This window comes from Roseibium sp. LAB1 (assembly GCF_054658235.1).
This window is the reverse complement of the sequence record NZ_BAAGIB010000001.1, coordinates 1,644,979-1,660,461: the sequence shown is the minus strand read 5'-3', so window position 1 is coordinate 1,660,461 and position 15,483 is coordinate 1,644,979. Positions and strand designations below refer to the sequence as shown.

At 60.2% G+C, this 15,483-nt stretch carries 13 protein-coding genes; 5 read left to right on the top strand and 8 right to left on the bottom strand.

All coding sequences use genetic code 11. The features are described 5' to 3' along the window. Window positions 1–2: 2 nt before the first annotated feature. On the top strand, window positions 3–470 hold the full coding sequence (locus tag ACYQ54_RS07795) for a RidA family protein (RefSeq protein ID WP_460080846.1): 468 nt from the start codon (window positions 3–5) through the stop codon (window positions 468–470). After that, window positions 467–1,258 carry an HpcH/HpaI aldolase/citrate lyase family protein gene (locus tag ACYQ54_RS07790; protein ID WP_460080845.1) on the top strand — a complete coding sequence of 264 codons (792 nt, stop codon included), beginning with the start codon at window positions 467–469 and terminating at the stop codon, window positions 1,256–1,258. Before ACYQ54_RS07795 ends, ACYQ54_RS07790 begins: the two co-directional genes overlap by 4 nt. Window positions 1,259–1,262: 4 nt before the next feature. Here ACYQ54_RS07790 and ACYQ54_RS07785 read toward each other — a convergent pair whose 3' ends face one another. The 3 genes from ACYQ54_RS07785 to ACYQ54_RS07775 are packed head-to-tail and all read right to left on the bottom strand — an operon-like array spanning window position 1,263 to window position 5,390. Next, the gene (locus ACYQ54_RS07785; protein WP_460080843.1) at window positions 1,263–2,753 is read right to left on the bottom strand and encodes a fumarate hydratase; all 1,491 of its coding nucleotides are present in this window, start codon (window positions 2,751–2,753) and stop codon (window positions 1,263–1,265) included. 6 nt (window positions 2,754–2,759) lie between these two features. Then, on the bottom strand, window positions 2,760–4,256 hold the full coding sequence (citF, locus tag ACYQ54_RS07780) for a citrate lyase subunit alpha (protein ID WP_460080841.1): 1,497 nt from the start codon (window positions 4,254–4,256) through the stop codon (window positions 2,760–2,762). Between the two features lie 3 nt (window positions 4,257–4,259). Beyond that, complete coding sequence (locus ACYQ54_RS07775) at window positions 4,260–5,390, bottom strand: CaiB/BaiF CoA transferase family protein (protein ID WP_460080840.1); 1,131 nt, start codon at window positions 5,388–5,390, stop codon at window positions 4,260–4,262. A 229-nt stretch (window positions 5,391–5,619) separates the two neighbouring features. Between ACYQ54_RS07775 and ACYQ54_RS07770 the strand changes: the two genes are divergently transcribed. Further along, complete coding sequence (locus ACYQ54_RS07770; RefSeq protein WP_460080838.1) at window positions 5,620–6,546, top strand: LysR family transcriptional regulator; 927 nt, start codon at window positions 5,620–5,622, stop codon at window positions 6,544–6,546. Between the two features lie 261 nt (window positions 6,547–6,807). On the opposite strand, the gene ACYQ54_RS07765 is transcribed toward ACYQ54_RS07770, so the two are convergent. Both ACYQ54_RS07765 and ACYQ54_RS07760 read right to left on the bottom strand, forming a co-directional pair. Continuing rightward, complete coding sequence (locus ACYQ54_RS07765; RefSeq protein WP_460080837.1) at window positions 6,808–7,611, bottom strand: nucleotidyltransferase domain-containing protein; 804 nt, start codon at window positions 7,609–7,611, stop codon at window positions 6,808–6,810. Between the two features lie 118 nt (window positions 7,612–7,729). Beyond that, window positions 7,730–8,629 (bottom strand): LysR family transcriptional regulator, encoded by a 900-nt coding sequence (locus ACYQ54_RS07760; RefSeq protein ID WP_460080836.1) that lies wholly within the window; start codon window positions 8,627–8,629, stop codon window positions 7,730–7,732. A 98-nt stretch (window positions 8,630–8,727) separates the two neighbouring features. Here ACYQ54_RS07760 and ACYQ54_RS07755 point away from each other — a divergent pair, with 98 nt between their 5' ends. Continuing rightward, window positions 8,728–9,582 (top strand): Rossmann-fold NAD(P)-binding domain-containing protein, encoded by an 855-nt coding sequence (locus ACYQ54_RS07755; protein WP_460080835.1) that lies wholly within the window; start codon window positions 8,728–8,730, stop codon window positions 9,580–9,582. 164 nt (window positions 9,583–9,746) lie between these two features. Here ACYQ54_RS07755 and ACYQ54_RS07750 read toward each other — a convergent pair whose 3' ends face one another. The 3 genes from ACYQ54_RS07750 to ACYQ54_RS07740 form a co-directional block, all read right to left on the bottom strand. Next, entirely contained in the window at window positions 9,747–11,594 is a 1,848-nt protein-coding gene (locus tag ACYQ54_RS07750) for an ABC transporter ATP-binding protein (RefSeq protein WP_460080834.1), read from the bottom strand. Window positions 11,595–12,238: 644 nt separating this feature from the next. Beyond that, on the bottom strand, window positions 12,239–13,030 hold the full coding sequence (locus ACYQ54_RS07745; RefSeq protein WP_460080833.1) for a Vgb family protein: 792 nt from the start codon (window positions 13,028–13,030) through the stop codon (window positions 12,239–12,241). Window positions 13,031–13,049: 19 nt separating this feature from the next. After that, window positions 13,050–13,874 (bottom strand): class I SAM-dependent methyltransferase, encoded by an 825-nt coding sequence (locus tag ACYQ54_RS07740; RefSeq protein ID WP_460080831.1) that lies wholly within the window; start codon window positions 13,872–13,874, stop codon window positions 13,050–13,052. Window positions 13,875–15,040: 1,166 nt separating this feature from the next. Here ACYQ54_RS07740 and ACYQ54_RS07735 point away from each other — a divergent pair. Further along, entirely contained in the window at window positions 15,041–15,445 is a 405-nt protein-coding gene (locus ACYQ54_RS07735) for an SxtJ family membrane protein (protein WP_460080830.1), read from the top strand. Window positions 15,446–15,483 lie beyond the last annotated feature (38 nt).

Genomic DNA, 15,483 nt, shown 5'->3' with positions numbered 1-15,483 from the left:
AAGTGACCACGACGCCGGAACAGAAGCTGGTCTCGCTTGGCCTTGGCCTGCCACCCGCGCCCGAACCGCTGGCGGTGTATCGCCCGGTGCGGCAGGTTGGAAACACCCTCTATCTATCGGGGCAGATTCCGAGAAACCCCGACGGCTCGTTCATCCTCGGCCGGTTGGGCCGCGATGCCACGGTCGAGGACGGCTATGAAGCTGCGCGCAATGTCGGGCTGCAATTGCTGTCGGTCGTCAAATCGGTGGTTGGCGATCTCTCCCGCGTCGAGGCGGTTGCCAAGGTCACGGGCATGGTCAACGCCGAACCGGATTTCACCGATCACGCCCAGGTCATCAACGGCTGTTCCGAACTTTTGATCGAAGTGCTCGGCGAAGCGGGCTATCACGCCCGTTCCGCGGTCGGCATGGGCTCGTTGCCCCTCGGCGTCATGGTTGAGATCGAAGCCATTGTCATCGTCAACCCATGAACGCGCTGGCCACTATCCGCGCACCGCTCTTCGTTCCTGCGAACCGGCCCGAGCGTTTCGAGAAGGCAGCCCGCTCGGGGACCGACGCGGTGATCCTCGATCTTGAGGACGCGGTGGCGGCGGATGCCAAGGACGCCGCCCGGTCGGCATTGCGGGGTGACTTCACCGACCTGCCGGTGATCGTGCGTATCAATGCCATGGCCAGCGTGGCGCATGAGACAGACCTTGTTGCCGTCAAGGCGCTGCGCCCCGCAGCGATCATCCTGCCCAAGGCCGAGGCGCCAGAACTCGCCGAAGTATTGGCGATGAGCCTTCCCTGTCCGATCATCGCCCTGATCGAAACCGCCCAGGGCTTGGCGCACGCACGGCAGATCGCGGCGGTGCGAGGCGTGGCGCGGCTTGCCTTCGGCTCGGTCGATTTCTGCGCCGATCTCGGCTGTGCGCATCAGCGCGACGTTCTGGCACCCGCCCGGTTCGAGCTCGTGCTGGCCTCGCGCCTTGCCGGGATCGCAGCGCCCTTCGACGGTGTGACTGTCCGGCTGGATGATCTGTCGCAGACCTCGGATGACGCGGCCCATGCCCGCGATATCGGTATGGGCGGCAAGCTCTGCATCCACCCCGGGCAGGTCGAGCCGGTGCTGAATGCCTTCTCCCCCGGCGAGGCCGAAATCGCATGGGCGCGCAGAGTGCTGGCCGCGGGCGACGGCGCGGTTCAGGTAGATGGTGCGATGGTGGACGAACCGGTTCGCGTCAGGGCCCGGGCGATCCTGCACCGGGCCGGGCTCTGAGCCCTCAGCGCCGCCAGCGCAACGGCCCCTCGCGATGGATCGAGCCGCCGCGGCTGTCCACGGCGACCGTGACCGGCATGTCCTCGACTTCGAATTCATGGATCGCTTCCATGCCGAGGTCGTCGAACGCCAGAACGCGCGCCTTGCGGACAGCTTGCGACACCAGATAGGCCGCGCCGCCCACGGCGATCAGATAGGCCGCCCCGGTGCGCGCGATGGTGGCGTTGGTGGCGTCATTGCGCTCGGCCTTGCCGATCATCACCGCGACGCCGAGCCGTTCCAGCATCATCTCGCTATAGCCATCCATCCGGCTGGAGGTGGTGGGGCCTGCGGGGCCGACAACCTCATCGCCAACCGGATCGACGGGGCCGACATAGTAGATCGCCCGGTCGCGGAACTCGACTGGCAGCGGCTCTCTGGCATTCAGCATCTGGGATATGCGCCGATGCGCCGCGTCGCGCCCGGTCAGCATCTTGCCCGGCAGCAGCAGTTGCTCGCCAGGTTGCCAGGTGGCGATCTCGTCCTTGGTCAGGCCATCGAGATTGACCCGCCGTGCGGCCTGCCAGGAATCGCCAAGATCTATCTCCGGCCAGTCGGCAAGGCGGGGCGGCGCCAACCTTACCGAACCGTCGCCGCGCAGGCTGAAATGGGCATGGCGCGTCGCGGCGCAATTGGGCACCATCGCCAGGGGCAGCGAGGCCGCATGGGTCGGAAAGCTGCGGATTTTCACGTCCAGAACGGTGGTCTGCCCGCCAAGCCCCTGCGCACCGATGCCAAGCGCGTTGACGCGATCGACAATCTCCAGCCGCAGCTCCTGCTCAGCAGTACTGGGGCCGCGCGCCCGCAGCTCGGTGATGTCGATAGGCTCGTTCAGAGCCTGCTTGGCCATCACCATCGCCTTGTCCACGCTGCCGCCCACGCCGATGCCCAAGATACCCGGCGGGCACCAGCCGGCACCCATCTGTTCGACCTGCGAAACCACCCAATCGGCCACGCTGGCGGCGGGGCCCAACACCGCGAAACGGGTCTTGTTTTCCGTTCCGCCGCCCTTGGCCGAGACATGCACCTCGACCCCGTCGCCCGCGACCATTTCGACCGTCAGCATGGCCGGGGCATTGTCGCGGGTGTTTTGCCGCCGCCCGAACGGATCGGTGACGACAGAGGCGCGCAAGGGGTTGGTGTCGAGTAGATAGGCCCGCCGTACGGCGTCGTCGACGATCTCCTGCAAGGGCCGATGCCAGTCCAGCCGAGCCTGCACGCCGACGGCGACATGCACATTGGCCACGCCGGTATCCTGGCACAGCGGCCTGCGCCCCATGGCAGCCATGCGCGAGTTGACCAGGATCTGGGCAATGGCGCCCTTTGCTGCGGGGCTTTCCTCCTTCTCCCAGGCGCGGGTCATCGCCTGCACGAAATCGCGCGGGTGATAGTAGGAGATGAACTGCAACGCCTCCGCGATGCTGTCGATCAGGTGATCTTCGGTGATCGCTGCCACGTCGGTTTACACCTGCCGAACAAGGTCGGTCACGCTTCCGTCGCGATATTCCGACACCGCCACGATCCGTCCTTCTGCTGGATGGACCGCCGCGCGGGTTGCAGCGGTCGCCGCGTCGCGTTGCAAGTCAGCTATGCTGCGTAGAGGCAGCCCCGCGGCGCGCAACCGCTCAGCCAATTCGCCGCGTCTCGGGTTTACCGCAATCCCGGCTTCAGTCACCAGCACATCAACGGTATCGCCTGGGGTGGTCACGGTGCCGACGCGATCAACGACCTTGGCAAAGCCCTTCGCCGTCAGCCGCGTGGTGATGATCGTCAGCTTGGCACCTGCTGCCGTATCGGCATGACCACCCGAGCCGCCATTGATCATACCGTCCGAACGGGTGGTGACATTGACGTTGAAATCCGTGTCGATCTCGGTCGCACCCAAGACCACGGTATCGAGTAGATCCACGACGGCACCGCGCGGGCCGGGACAGGCGTAGACCGAGGCCGACATGCCTAGATGGCGCGGATTGCTGGCATAGGATTGCACGGCGGCAAGATCGAAGCACTGCACATCCAGCAGCGCCTCAAAGAGCCCAGCCTCGAGCATTTTGACGTGAAACCCGGTGATGCCGCCGGCGGCAAAGCTGCCCTTGATCCCGGCATCGGTCATGAAGTGCGCCAGTTCGTCCGCCATTGCAATAGAAATGCCACCCGCGCCGTTTTGCAGCGAAAAGCCAGGCACCAGAAGGCCGCTCGCCTCGACCACCGCAGCGGTGCGGCGTGCGATTTCCAATCCGACAGGTTCGGTGGTCGGCCGGGTAATGCCCGACAGGATCCCGGCCGCGTCGCCGATACTGTCTACCTCGACCACCCAATCGACCGATTGCTGGTCGATCTCGATCTGGGCCACCGGAAAGGGCACCAGCGTATCGGTCACCGTCACGACATGGCGCGCCTTGCCGATATCGGCCTTGGGATAGCCCAGAGCACCACAGGAGCGTGGGCCGATCGAGCCCGAGATATTGCCAAGCGGGTCCGCCGCCGGCGCGGCGACAAAGGCGACATCAATCGGCAGCTCGCCCGCCGCAATCGCCCGCGCTCGCCCGCCATGGGTCCGCAGGATCGCCGGTTTCGGCAACTTCCCGCGTGAAATCGCCTCGGCCACCGGGCCTGAGATGAACCCGGCAGATATCCCGGTGACGGTACCGCGCTCGATGAAGCCCACAAGCGGTTCATGCACCGGAAAGATCGACGAGGCGGCGACATGCAGATCCTTCAGTCCGCGTCTTTCGGCCACAGCCAGCACCATGTTCAACACCGCATCGCCGTTGCGCAAGTGATGGTGAAACGACAGCGTTGCGCGGTCCCGCACCTCGCAGGCGTCAAAGGCGGTCTCCAGATCGGCGAGCAGCTTGCTGCCCACTCGCGATGACGTATTGCCGCGATAGGGGCGGATATCGCCATAGAACTCAAGCAGGGCGGGGAGGTTCTCTCGGGTCATGCGGTTGTTCATCATGCTTCAGGCCGTCTCGGCATTGCCAGACCCGAAAGCGCCGCCGGGGCGTTGCGACAACCGTTCGCCATTGAATTTGATCGGGTTCGACAACAACCGCATGTCGGAGCGCGTTTCGTGCGGGACGTCCGAAATCATGCCAACCTCTTCGACAAACGGATTTTCCAGTGCGTCGCGCACGCTCAGAACCGGCGCGACCGGCAGCAACCCGCGGAAGGTTTCAAGCCAATGCGCCGCCGGAGCTTTGGCGAATTCGGCGTCCAATACTTCGGTCAGCGCATCCCGGTTCTTCGAACGGGTGTGCTGATTGACAAAGCGCGGGTCGGTCTTCAGATCGTTGCGTCCCAGTTTGTCCACCATCAATTCCCAGAACCGTTCGGTCATGCACATCACATAGATCCAGCCATCCTGCGCCGTGAACGTCTGCACCGGCGATACCGACATATGCGACCCGCGCGCCACACGGCTGCTTTCCAACCCCTCGTTCAGATACCAGGTGCCGGCATAGCCCAACTGATGCAGCGCCACGTCGAACAGGCTGACATCGACATCGCAGCCCTCTCCGGTTTGCCCGGCGCGCCGCAGCGCCGCCAGGAGCCCCAGAACACCCACCGTGCCGGTCATGAAGTCGATGATCGAGACGCCGAACCGGGTCGGATCCGCCGACGGGTCGCCGGTCAGGTGCATCAGCCCGGCCTCGGCCTGCATCAGGAAATCATAGCCCGGCCAGTTGGCGCGCGAATTATCCCGTCCGTAAGCCGAGATATGCAGGCAGACGATGTCCTCCTTTTCAGCCCTCAGCGCGTCATAGTCGATGCCCAGCTTTGCAGGCTGATCGCCGCGCAGGTTGTTCATCACGGCATCGGCCGAGCGCACGATCGCCAGAAACGCCTCGCGGCCCTCCGGGCTCTTCAGATCCAGCGCGATGCTGTTCTTGTTGGTGTTCCAGCCCTGAAACACCAGGCTGTCGTTCTCGCCCAGGAAATACGGCCCCATCTTGCGTGCCGGATCGCCCTGCGAGGCGGCGTTTTCCACCTTGAACACCGTCGCACCCATATCCGCCAGATACATCGACCCATATGGGCCGGCGGCGAAATGTTCGACAGTAACAATCTTCAGGCCTTCCAACGGCTTCATCTTGGATCTCCTCATGCGGACCCATCCCGACAGGCAGGCCGTTCGTCATTGGCGAGCAGGAGGCCTGCCGCCCACGATTGGCCGGCGCAGGCCAGCGATTTCACTAGGTGCATTCCATGCTTGCCCAATGAAGTTAGCGTGGACTCTGTTATTCAATCCATCTTATTAAACTGAATGATCTTTCAGTTTTCATGATGAGATGATAGGGTGCTGCAAGGGAAGGATCGCAATGTCAGTCAACCTCAAGCTCTTGCACACTTTTGCGCGAGTCGCCCATCTGCGCAGTTTCAGCCGGGCGGCCGAGGAACTGGGCCGCACGCCGTCGGCCATCAGCATGCAGGTGGCGGAACTTGAGGAGCAGATCGGCCTGAAACTTCTTGAGCGCACGACGCGCAGCGTCATTCCGACGCCCGACGGAGCTATCCTACTGGAACGGGTTCATGACTCGATCCGCAGCCTGGAGGAAGGCATCACCGAAGCGCGCGACGCGGCCGACCGCCGACGGGGGCGCGTCGTGTTTGCCTGCGCGCCGACCGTTGCGGCCGGAACGCTCGCGACTGTCCTGACAGAATTTCGTGCCCGCTTTCCCAAGGTGGCGCTGCAAGTCCGTGAGGTTACATCGAACGACTTGCTGAATTCCGTCCGCGAGCGAGAGGTTGATTTCGGTATCACCCCGTTTGTGCAGGCCACATCGGATCTGGTGTTCAGGCGCCTGCTGCGTGAACCACTGGTCGCGCTTGCTTCCCGCGATCATTTCGATGAATTGCCCGAAGTCCTGACACTGGACCGCCTGACCCGACTGCCACTATTGGTTATGCAGGGCATGCCGATCATCGTGTTTCAGGACGAACGGGAACTGCCCATGATGCTGACGGAGTATCTGGAACGGTCGGGTCGACCGCTCAGCATCGCATGCAGTGTGCGACAGGCGGCGACCCTGGTCGATCTGGCGGCTTCGGGATTGGGGATCGGTATCGTACCCCAATTGGCAGTCCCGGCAGACCTGCCGCAGAAAGTTCGAATGCACTCGCTCACGGAACCCGAAATCGTCCGTGATATCGGCATCGCGACACTCAAAGGCGAAGTGCTGAGTAAGCCGGCGCAGGCCCTGGCGGGGATTTTCAAGGCCACGCTCACCAAATGTCTGCCGGTCTGACGATGCGAAAGTTTGGCCAGTGACCGCCACATCCCTTGGATCTTACGAAGTGGTTGAGAGAGCAGCCAGCATTCGTGTGGAATGTTGCCAATGCCCGCGTTCCAACTCATCGACCAATTTGCAGTGAATGGCTACTTTTAGGATCGGATCGAGAATCAGCGAACGACCGACTTGGGGACGCAAAGCGGAGATCCACACCTTGGCCTCCGCGCTGATCCGGAACCCAATGGGTCAGCACGCGCGGCTGCGGGCACAACGCAGTCATTGAGCACAATTGCCCACGACGTCGCTCATCCAGTCCACGAAGGTCTTCAGCCGTTCTGCAAAATACTCAGGTGTCGCATCTGGCTCTTGAACTTGCCTCAGAAAGTACCGCAACTCATCGCCGTGCGTGGGGAAATGGCGCTGGAAACTGGTGACATGCTCCTCTAGCGTGTCTGGCCAGTCGCGGTCACTGTCTGTCCGCAGCACATTGGTCGACCGTATCAACTTTCGTGATGCCTCTCTCACCAGGCGCCTGCAGGCGGATGCTGGGGGAGATGCCGAAAGCATGCTGTGGTACTTTCCCAGAACCTGCTCAAAATCGCCATTCACCGCGAGTGCAAGCATCCGGGACGGGCGGAACAACGGTACGCCTTCAGCCAGATCCTCGCCTGCAATGCACCGGCAATGATGTCTGAGCCAATAGCGCCATGCCACAGCAGAATCCGCCGACAACACATCCTGCAGCAAGCCGATGTCGAAATCGACTTTGATGACGATCGAATGCGCCGCCTCAAGGGCCTGCCTCGTGTCTTCGATGAGTTTGCTGTCGTGCTTCGACGACAGGTCGTGCAGGATCAGAGACACGTCCAGATCGGAGCGCCCGGCAACAGCCTTGCCGGTCGCAACACTTCCGTAAACATAGACGCTATGGACCAATGGGACTGTTGATGGGCAAAGGCGGGTCCGGACGTCCTGCAGCAGAAGGCTGAACTCATCCTGAAAAGGATGATTTTCCACCACGTCAATGAAGCCATGCGGGTCTACGCTCATCGGATTCCCGACTTTCTGACGTGGTGCCAAGCAGAGGTGCCCGGCAATTCAACTGCAGTCCTTTTCACATCTGCCAGACGCTGCAAGGCGGGCGGAGCGACAACGCTCACTCCATCCCGGCCGACATTGACACAAGACCCCAGGGCGTTCATCCGGGCGAAACAGGTGTCAGCTGTTCTGCCAGGAAGGTCCACACACGTTTAACCCTTGGTGTTTTGTGCAGGGCTTCATGAGCTGCAAGCCAGATGGGCAGGGTTGGAAGGTCTGGCTGGAAGCCGAGCCTCTGGACCTTCGGGTCCGCGTCTCCGATGACTGTTTGCATGGCGCCGACACCACACCCCGCGCGAACGAGTTCCCAGTATATGGCCTGCTGATCGCAGCGGACGCCGAAGAAGTGCCTGTCTATCCTGAGACCCAGGTTGCGCATTTGCTGCAGGATCATGTCGGAACGATCGAACCCGACAAAGGGGAGGGTTGCAAGCTCCTCGAGGGTTTGCGGGTGGCCATTTCGATCAAGGACCGCGTGGGTGGCATAGAGCGCTATGGGCTGATCCACAATCTTCCGGGCCACAACGTCCAGCTGGGTGGGCCGGAACATGCGGACTGCAATGTCGGCCTCACGGAACATCAGGTTTTCGGTGGTGTCTGAAGGGACCAGCTCGATCTCGATGTCTGGCTCCCTGCGTCGCAACTCGGCGATGATCGGGGGCAGCAGGTAGTTCGAGACGACGATGCTCGCCGTTATGCGCACAGTGCCGGCAACGGCGGCATCACGGCCCGCAGCCTGCGTGGTCAGACGCGCATAAGCCTGTGCCATGTCGCGGGCGGGCTCCAGCAGCGACAGGCCGGCTTCCGTCAGCTGGAGACCGCTGGCACTTCGCACGAAGAGATCCGTGCCGAGCGCCATCTCGACAGCTTTGATATGCCGCCCGAGAGTTGGCTGGCTCTGGCCGGTTTTTCTTGCCGCCGCTGACAGGGATCCGGTCTCGGCCACCGCGAGCAATGAACGGATATAGCTCCAGTCAAGAATGTCAGTCGGCAGGCCCATTCAATAATGAATACCCTATATGGGAACTTATGCAATTCCATTTCATTTTTGACTATCTAGCTTGTCGCCCGAGCATTCAACACCAGCTGGAGCAACACATGTCTGGAACTGTATTGATATTGGGCGCATCCGGAAAATTCGGCCGGCATAGCGCATTGGCATTTGAAGAGGCCGGGTGGACCGTCAAAAGGTTTCGGCGCGGCAAGGACAGTCTGGAGGATGCGGCGCATGGATGCGACGTCATTCTCAACGGGCTCAATCCACCCAATTACCACGACTGGGAAACGATCGTGCCGCAAATCACCCGGGACGTGATCCGGGCCGGGCGGGCAAGCGGCGCAACCGTGTTCCTGCCGGGAAATGTCTACCATTTCGGGGATCAGGTTGGCGTCTGGTCGGCGTGCACGCCTGCCAGACCCGTCAGCCGGAAGGGGCAGATAAGGCTGACCATGGAGTGGGACTACGCAAACAGCGGTGTTCAAACGATTGTGCTGCGAGCAGGAAATGCAATCGACCCCGACCGGCAGGGATGCGTCATGTCACAGATCTATCTGCGGGGGATCGGGAAAAACAGAATTACGCTCCCCGGCCCGGCGGAAATACGGCAAGCGATGTGCTTTGTGCCGGACTGGGCGCGCGCCGCGGTTGCTCTGGCTGAAAAGCGTCACGAGTTGATGCAGTTCGAGGACATTCCGTTTGAAGGCCACACGCTGACGGCGCAAGAGATCAAGACCGGCCTTGAACGTATCCTGCAACGTGAGCTGCGATTTGCCCGGTTTCCATGGTGGCTGTTTTCGCTGACCGCGCCTTTCTGGGAACTGGCGCGGGAACTGAAAGAGATGCGGTATCTCTGGAATACGGATCACTCTCTGTCCGGCAGGCGGCTGAAAGAATTGTTGCCGGATTTAAGCGTCACGCCTCTGGATGACGTTCTGCAAAGCTCACTTCCGTAGGCAAGCGGATTGGCCGTGTTCGCCGCACGCAATGGGATTGCAGGCCTCCGACCAGCTCACATCAGACTACCTCCCGTGAAAGGTGACACACCTTCACGGGAGGGATCGGTACCCAAACACCGGCTTGAGGCGTTGCCCGCTATCCGAAGAGCGCGAGCGTTGCCCTAGGCCACCTTTGCCGGGTCCAGGAAGCCACCGGACTGTCTGTTCCAGAGCTGGGCATAAACCCCGCCCTTTTCCAGCAGCCTCTTGTGGGAGCCTTCTTCAATGATCCGGCCCTGATCCATAATGATGAGCCGGTCCATCGCAGCAATGGTTGACAGGCGATGGGCGATGGCAATCACGGTCTTGCCCTTCATCAGGTCAAACAGGCTTTCCTGAATGGCGGCCTCGACTTCGGAGTCGAGCGCCGACGTTGCCTCGTCCAGAACCAGGATCGGCGCGTCTTTCAACAGAACCCGGGCAATGGCAATCCGCTGACGCTGTCCGCCAGACAGTTTGACACCACGCTCGCCAACATGGGCGTCGAGGCCGCGCCGGCCCTTGAAATCCTGAAGGTCGGGAATGAAGGACATGGCATGGGCCTTTTCCGCTGCCCGCATGGCCTCTTCCCGGCTCGCGCCGAACCGGCCATAAACGATGTTGTCAAACACGGAACGGTGCAGCAGCGACGTATCCTGGGTCACCATACCGATCTGCGCCCTGAGGCTGTCCTGGGTGACGGCACTTATGTCCTGGTCATCGATCAGAATGCGGCCGCCCTCAAGGTCGTAGAAGCGCAGCAACAGGTTGACGAGGGTCGATTTCCCGGCACCGGACCGACCGACCAGGCCCACTTTCTCACCGGGCTCGATCCTCAGGGAGAGGTCCTCAATAACGCCTTTGTCCTGTCCGTAATGGAACCGGATACCTTCAAAGACGATCTCGCCCCTGGAGACTGCCAGCGGCTTGGCACCCGCACGATCCACCAGCGTATGAGGCCGGGAAATCGTTTGCATGCCTTCCTGAACGGTTCCGACATTTTCGAAAATATCGGTCGTGATCCACATGATCCAGGCGGACATGTTGACGATGCGCACAGACAGCGTGATGGCCAGCGTCAGCGAACCGACGGAGACGAGACCGCTCTGCCACAAGCTGATCCCGAGCGCGCTCAGGGATGCAATGAAGACGCCGTTGACGATCCAGAGCAGGATGACCATCTGCGACAATGGCCGAAGGATGTCGTAGAACTTCCTTGTATGGTCTTCCAGCGACTCGCGGGTATAGGCTTCCTCCTGTCGGCCTGCGGCGAAGAGCTTGACGGTCAGGATGTTGGTGTAACTGTCGACGATCCGCCCGGTCAGGCTCGAACGCGCCTCGGACATGATGGCCGAGCGCTCCTTGATCCTGGGAACGAAACTGACCAGCAACGCCACGTAAATGAAGAGCCATCCGGCCAGCGGCAGGATCAGCCAGGCATCGACCCCGGCAAACAGATAGATGGCTGCGGTGACATAGATCAGAACGAACCAGATCGCATCAATCAGGGACACGACGGATCCGCGCAGGGACGGCCCCGTCTGTATGATCTTGTTTGCAATCCGGCCGGCAAAGTCGTTGTTGAAGTAGGACAACGACTGTCCCAGAACATGTTTATGCGTCTGCCAGCGCACGAGGTTGGTCATGGCCGGCTCGATGATCTGGAACTTGATCATCGTGTGGCCCGCGCCAAACAGCGGGCGCAGCAGCACAACCACCACCAGCATCCAGACAAGTTCGCCGCCGTGATCGGCAAGCAATTGATCGGGGCCGGTTGTGTTCAGATAGTCGATGATCCGCCCGAGATAATCAAAAAGCGCGACCTCGATGATCGAGACGACGAACCCGAACGCCATCAGCCAGGCCAGCGGCTTCCAGATCTGGCGGATGAAATGCCAGTAAAACGCGCTCAGATCGGAAGGCGGCGGCGTTCCGTCGTGAGGCTTGAAGGGCGATACAATGTTTTCAAGATAGGAAAAGACCGTGTTCATCGGTCCAGTGCTCCGTTTTCAGGTCGAGATTCATGAAAAGAATCGTACCGGCACGGAGATGCTCTTTGAGAGATTCGGGTCGCGGGCGGTACGGATGATAGGCTGATACCGACACGGGAACCGAATTTGGTCTGCGTGTCGGTCTAGTTTAGGCCGAGACGTCGCATGGGGACCTCTTGAATTCTGATTGCTCTGAAACATGAATGTCGCCGCACATGCACAATGCTCATGCGCTCCAACATTGCCACCGTAGCTGCTGTTCCGGGCAGATCAAGCTTTAAGTGTCACGGGTCGCGCCAAGTCGGAATACACGTGTTAATTGTGTCACACTCGCGAAACGACGTTGACCCGGACTGCGTTCAAACTTGCCAGATATTGCAATTTGCCAGCCCGGACTGTTTTGAAACAGGTCACGAAATGCGACCGGTCGTGTTGGGGCCGACCAGGGGACTGGCAGCAACCGGACCCGTTTCCGGGGAAACGGGCATTTACATCGGTTCCGCCGGCTTGTTGCAAAAGCCAGGGCCGGACAAAGCCTGTTCGCCGTCGCGATCCAAGGCGAATTGGCCAAAGCAATCTCAAAGCCATGATACCGCTCCAGCTGCGCAGCGGAGGCCGCGAAGTCTGCCCCGAAACACCATCCTTTACTGAGCTCGGACCGGCCCGATGAGTGGTGTCTTTACAGGCTTTGCAACCCCGAAGAACACAACGATGGTATGAGCTGAGAAGTGGGTCGATACCGCCTCGGGAGGGTTCTCGCTAAAACCCGCATCCGTATCGTTCCATCCATTGCCGACCCAGGCATTGCCCTGGCTGTCGATGGCAATGGCATGCGGGCTGAAGCCGACCTTGAACTCTTCCGCCTTGGCCGGATCGTTCGCCGGAAACCGGGTTACCGTGTCGGAGCCGCTGTTGGTGATCCAGATCCTGTCCTCCTGGTCAATGGCGATGCCGAAAGGCAGCTTGACCTGCGACGTGCCATCTGCGGGTTTGCCGTCCACGGTCTGGCCCAGAAGGCGTCCTTTGGACGGGGCGCCGCCGGGAATGTGGACGATTTGGCTGTTGGCATTGTCCAGCGCCCAGACATCGCCGTTGGGTGCGACGAGGACGCCCTGCATCTGCCCGAGCTTGCCATCGAAATTGTAGCCGCCTTCAGGCGACAGTGGCTCGCCAGTCTTGCGGTCCAGCACGGAAATCGTGCTGCCGATCAGGTTTGTGAGCCAGACCTTGTCATCGGCGAAAAAGGCGACGCCCCATCCGGGACTGTCCAGACCGCCGCCTTGAAAGCCTGTGATTGCGGGTAACAGAGGTTTGCCATTCGGTGCGAATTTCCCGCTGCCGGCTCCGAATTGCTGGAAGATCGTGGTCTGGGACCCGACCAGCCAATTGTTGTTGGGCCGAAAGACTGCGAACGTCAGAATTACGCCGCCGACCAAACCAGTCTCCGAGGTGGGTTTACCCGGGCTTTTTCGCGACCAGCAGTGTGCTCGCGATGCGTCCCTCGGACAGGCTCTTGAGGTAGTTGACGCGTCGTTCAAGAAAGTCGGGGCCAAGAACAACCTCGTTTGCCTGTTTCTGTCCTGCTGACGGGATGACGCCGGATGATTTCATCCGCTTTGCCAACTCCAGGTGCGCACCGGTCTCGTCGTCTACGGACACAATCTCGAAACCGGCAGCCAGCATTTGCCCCTTCAAAGCTTCAAGCGTGTCGACGTGACTACCCTCGGCGTTCAATGACCAGGGCAAGGGATAGTAGGGAGTGCCCACAACGGAAGTCACTTCGGTCCATAGCAGGATGCCGCCCGGCTTCAGAACCCGGAGGCACTCACTCAGAACCGCCGGTTTATCGATGAGGTTCATGCCCACGTAGAAGCAATAAGCGTGATCGAACGCCGCGGCCTCGAACGGAATTGTCGCAGCATCGCCAAGAACGAATGTCGACAGATCCGACAAACCGCACAAGCTGGTGAGTTCATCCGCGGCCGCAATGAATTCCGGCGTCAGGTCGATCCCGGTGACATGGCAGCCGAAAGTGCTGGCAACATAGCGTGCCGGTCCGCCGATCCCCGAACCGATGTCGAGAACATGCGCGGCCTTACCCGGATTAAGCCTTGCGGCATGGTCTTTCGTTGCCTGGAGTTCCCTGCCGTGCAACTGGTCATAGGCAAAGAGCTGATCTGCAGTGAGTGCCTTGCCCTCTTCGGGCAGCCAGGGGATAGCAGCGAGGATGCGCGAGACGATGTCGGACGCACCATAATGATCCTGAACAAGCGTCGTCATGATTTTACGCCTTTCTGACGGATCTACTGTCTGTCCTCGTTCGGGCGAACGGATGGATGCGGACAGCAAACCGGATATTGTTGCGCCTGTTGCAACGGTGTCGCAATCAAAATCGCCATCTCAGCAGAAAGAGCTGATCGTTTGGCACCCGTGATGGAACTGCGCCCGCAGGAACCCGCCGTCCTGAATGCACAACAAGGGCTCGACGCAGACCTGCGCCGGCGCAGGGTGCCGGTTCTGATCTTGGTGCGTGCCTGGTGGACACAAACGGCCCCTTGCTGACAGTCACCTGCTGATAGGGTGCTGCGTGCAGCTCGTTGAAGCTGCCATTCATTGCGGCTACGAAGGCGGCTGGCAACCAGACGCCTCAATTTACGCGCTGGAGCCCTGTTGTAACTAGCGAGAATGGTCACGATTTCTGACAGACAGATTGGTCACAATTGGACGGCGCAGCGAGCAGGGCAGAGCAAGGCTGAGCGCCCGAAGGCCCCACATGTCGCTGGGCGGGGTAGCCTGGCGGGAGGAGGGCGCTGCGTATCAGATCGGTTTCGGGAAATTGTTTCCCTTCGAGTTCCGCGTAATCTGGCTCTCCAAAGCTCCAATTTTTAATATGATTGAAATAATACCTAAAAAACAACATATGAAGCCAGCAATAAATGCAGCAGAACAGATCAAAACAACAGACTGGATCAGTAGGGGTTGACCCGACAACACAATTCTCATTTCTGCTGACCTTTATTCGGTTCTTTTATTCTGCGACTTCAATTCGAATCCGATCTTTTCTTCGCTTCGCAATATGGTCCGGTTCGTCAAACAGGCTCGGCCACCCAGGAGACTTCCGGCCACGCCGCTCGTAGCCGCCTATCTCACTGGCCGGCTTGACCTTCGGCAGTGGCGTCACACGATCGCGGGATCGAACCACGCTGTCAGGGCCACACGTCGCTTCAATGCCTCCTTGCAAGCCGACCAGTTCGTGGTCTTGTGCTTCGCCGGGGCCCAATGGCTCATACCAACCGGGCTATCAAACTGGATTTACGCAGTTGAATCCCTTGTCCGGTTTGTGCAAAACCGGATCATCTGCCTATTTTTTACGCGAATTTTAACGGGCGACTAACCCCGTTTATTCTGATATGTTTAGTATAGATTGTTAACTTTTGAAATTTCAAATGAGTGATCATCAGTCAAACACCTCGGTCAGGATCGGCTCCGAACGGAATTTCGGGCTGGTTTTCGCTGCGGTCTTTGCACTGATCGGGCTGTGGCCGGTCACGGATGGCTCCGCGCCACGCTGGGTATTGCTGGGCCTCGCGGCTGTTTTCATCGCCCTCGCCGTATTTGCGCCGCAGATCCTGCGCTTGCCCAACAGGTTGTGGTTCAAGTTGGGCCTGCTGCTTGGTGCCGTGGTGGCGCCGATAGTTATGGCGCTTGTGTTTATTTTAGTCTTCATTCCAATCGGGCTGGCAATGCGGGCCAGTGGAAAGGATCCGCTTTCACGGAAAGTGGATCCGAATGAAAATTCATATTGGATTCAAAGAACCGATCAGCCGAAGTCCATGAAACTGCAATATTAGGACGCAATACCGGCGCGGTTCCCAGACAAAGCAAGGAA